General features: G+C 66.3%; 2 protein-coding genes. One reads left to right on the top strand and one right to left on the bottom strand.

The window, feature by feature from the left end:
• Positions 1–1,841 (top strand): MFS transporter (locus HMPREF3104_RS10130; RefSeq protein ID WP_371441056.1); only part of this gene is annotated, 1,841 nt, incomplete at its 5' end.
• On the opposite strand, the gene HMPREF3104_RS10125 is transcribed toward HMPREF3104_RS10130, so the two are convergent.
• A complete protein-coding gene (locus tag HMPREF3104_RS10125) occupies positions 1,826–2,737 on the bottom strand; it encodes an endonuclease domain-containing protein (protein ID WP_070495704.1) in 912 nt (303 codons plus the stop codon). The two genes, HMPREF3104_RS10130 and HMPREF3104_RS10125, sit on opposite strands and share 16 nt — an antisense overlap.
• Between the last annotated feature and the right edge of the window lie 210 nt (positions 2,738–2,947).

Genomic DNA, 2,947 nt, shown 5'->3' with positions numbered 1-2,947 from the left:
CGCGTTTTCGGGGGCGCCACACGGCGCGGCGCATGGCCCGGCGCAGGCGCGGCACGCCACACGGCGCGGCGCATGGCGCAGGCGCGGCCAGCAAATCAACCCATCGGTCGATGGTGGGCTACCGCAGCCAGGCCTACCGTGAAGCCGTGAACACAGAAACCACCAAAACCCCAGAACAAACCCTCCAACAGGATCCCCAACAAACCCCAGCACAATCCGTACAAAACCGCTGGAAAGCCCTCGGCGTCTTGGCCGCCGGGCTGGCGTTGATTGTGATGGATGGAACGATCGTTGGCGTCGCTCTGCCAACCATGATCGGCGCACTCGACCTGAGCTTGACCAACGCGCAGTGGGTCAACGCAATCTACAACGTGATTTTCGCTGCGCTGCTGCTTGGTTCGGGGCGCCTGGGGGATCGAATCGGCAGGAGGACGACGTTCGCGGCGGGCGTGACCCTGTTCGTTGCCGGGTCGCTGCTGGCCGCTGCCGCCACAAGCGCAGGCAGCCTGATCGCTGCCCGCGCGGTGCAGGGCGTCGGCGGCGCGCTGGTGTTGCCGGCCACGTTGTCGTCGGTGAACTCCCTGTTCACGGGCAAGGATCGCGCGGCCGCGTTCGGCGTGTGGGGCGCGGTGATGAGTGGTACGGCGGCGTTGGGTCCGCTGCTCGGTGGCGTGCTTACGCAGTATGCGTCGTGGCGCTGGATCTTCTGGGTGAACTTGCCGCTTGGCTTGCTGGTCCTGGCGGGGATTTTCGCGTGGGTGCCGCAGACGCACGGCAAGCGCAACGTGCGCGGCGTGGATGTGGATGGCGTGCTGACGTCCGCGATCGGCTTCGGCCTAGTCGTCTTCGGCCTGATTGAGGCAACCACGCTCGGCTGGTGGACCAAGAAGGAAACCCTCGCAATTGGCGGCTGGGAGTGGCCGGCACACTGGTCGATGTCGCCGGTGCCGTTCGCCATCGGTATCGGTCTGGTCTTTATCGGCCTGTTCCTGCGCTGGGAGCTGCACCGCGCGCGCAACGGCCGCGACGCGCTGCTGGACCTCAGCCTGTTCAAGGTCGGCACGTTTTCCTGGGGCAACCTCACCGCAGCCACGGTGGCCATCGGCGAGTTCTCACTGATGTTCGTGCTGCCCTTGTTCCTCATCAATGCACTCGGCTTATCGACGCTCACCGCCGGCACCATCCTCGCCACCATGGCACTGGGGGCGTTTGGGTCGGGTGCGGCGGCGCGCCATCTAGCAGCACGGCTCGGCGCGCCCGGGGTTGTGGTCCTGGGCCTTGCGCTGGAGGTCATCGGTGTTGCGGTGCTGGCGTGGGTGGTTGCCCAGCAGGCGTCGATCTGGTTCACCATCGGCGCCTTGGTGGTCTACGGGGTGGGCCTGGGGCTGGCATCGGCGCAGCTCACGTCCACCGTGCTTGCAGACATCCCCGAGGAGCTCTCCGGCGCCGGCTCCGCAACCCAATCGACGGTACGCCAACTCGGCTCCGCCTTGGGGGCCGCGATCGCCGGATCCGCACTGGCTGCCGCGATGGCGCAAAGGATCCCCGCCGCGCTGAACAACGTCAGCGGCCTGCCCGGCGAGGTGGCCGATCAGCTCTCCCACGCCACCCAGTCCTCCGCAGGTGCGGTGATCGGGCAGCTGCGCAGCGCCGCCCCCGACAGCCCTCTTGCCGCGCAGCTCGGCCCGGCCCGCGACGCCGTGGTCACGCAACTGTCCGCAGGGTTTGCGCAGGCGGCCGCCTGGTCGATCGGGTTTTCCGCGGCGTTCCTAGTGCTGGGCCTACTCGGCGCGTTTATGGTGCGCCACCACGCCAAGCAATCCACTCACCACTCCCGGTAAGGAGAGGAGGGGGTGTGGGGGACGCCGCGGGCGTCGGCAAGCAACTTGGCCCCCATGACCCGCTTGATGCACGCGGTTTCATCTTTCAGGATGTCGGCGGGGAAGAGGCGGATCACCTCGTAGCCTTGCTCTTTGAGCCAGTTCTCGCGCGCGAGTTGCCGCATGAGCACCTCATGCGGGACGTCGGCGTATTTGAGGTGGCCGTCGATCTCAATGATCAGGTTGTCCCACAGCAGGTCAACGCGGTAATCCCCAATCCACATCTGCTCCTGGGCCACGATGCCGTGCTCCGCCAGAATCACGCGGAACAGGGACTCAAACGGGGAATCCGACACCACGGAGCTCAGCGTGAACGCTTCCCGCGCACGCGCGATGCCGTGTTTGCCGGCAAGCCGCCTGATCACCGCATGCAGCGCGTCGCGTGCCACCCGCCGATTGCCGCGCGGAATCCCGTGCATCAGCCCGTCCATCGCCACCACCCCGTGCCGCACGCCGTGTAGCCGTGCCACATCCACCGCGGTGCGCACCGGCATGGTCAACCGCGCCCCGCGAAATGTCGCCAGGTCCATGTCGGGCACCGTAAAGCGCCTGTACATCACGCCTTTGGGCCATTGGCTTGTCGACGGCGATGCCCCACCCCCCAACGCCAACTCCACCTCTTCCGCATCCGTGGGCAGCACCCACATATTGGCCACGCGCGCCGCCGAGCGTCCCACGAGCACCGCCCTCGGCGCCGCCAATCCTGCCGCGTAGCAGCGGAGAAACGCCTGCTCATGGCGGCGCATGGCGTGCCACTGCGCCTCAGTGACAAAACACGTTGCGGAAAGCTTGACGCAATTGTGATGCTGCGCGGCGCCCTTCTTCAGTAGGTGCGCGGCAAGTGCTTCGCGGTCCATGAAGTCCCCCTTTTGTGTATCCCCCGTGTCGCCTCCCCCTGAGGCGACGGTGTAGCTGGTGTAGCTGGTGTGGCTGCAGCGTAACAGGATTGTGGCGTTTGCCGCTAGGGTCGGCTGGGCCCAACACAGCCAAAAACAAGAATGCAGCTACCTACCTGCAGCTACCAGCGGAAAAATCGCTTGGTAGCCGGGTGTAGGTAGCTGCAAACG

Origin of the sequence: Corynebacterium sp. HMSC30G07 (assembly GCF_001806945.1) — a bacterium.
GTDB lineage: Bacteria > Actinomycetota > Actinomycetes > Mycobacteriales > Mycobacteriaceae > Corynebacterium > Corynebacterium riegelii.
The sequence above is the reverse complement of the archived record's forward strand: the minus strand, read 5'-3'. Positions and strand labels throughout refer to the sequence as shown.

Coding starts and splice junctions, on each gene's coding strand:
- HMPREF3104_RS10125 (WP_070495704.1), bottom strand. CDS start 2,737: ATGGACCGCGAAGCACTTGCCGCGCACCTACTGAAGAAGGGCGCCGCG.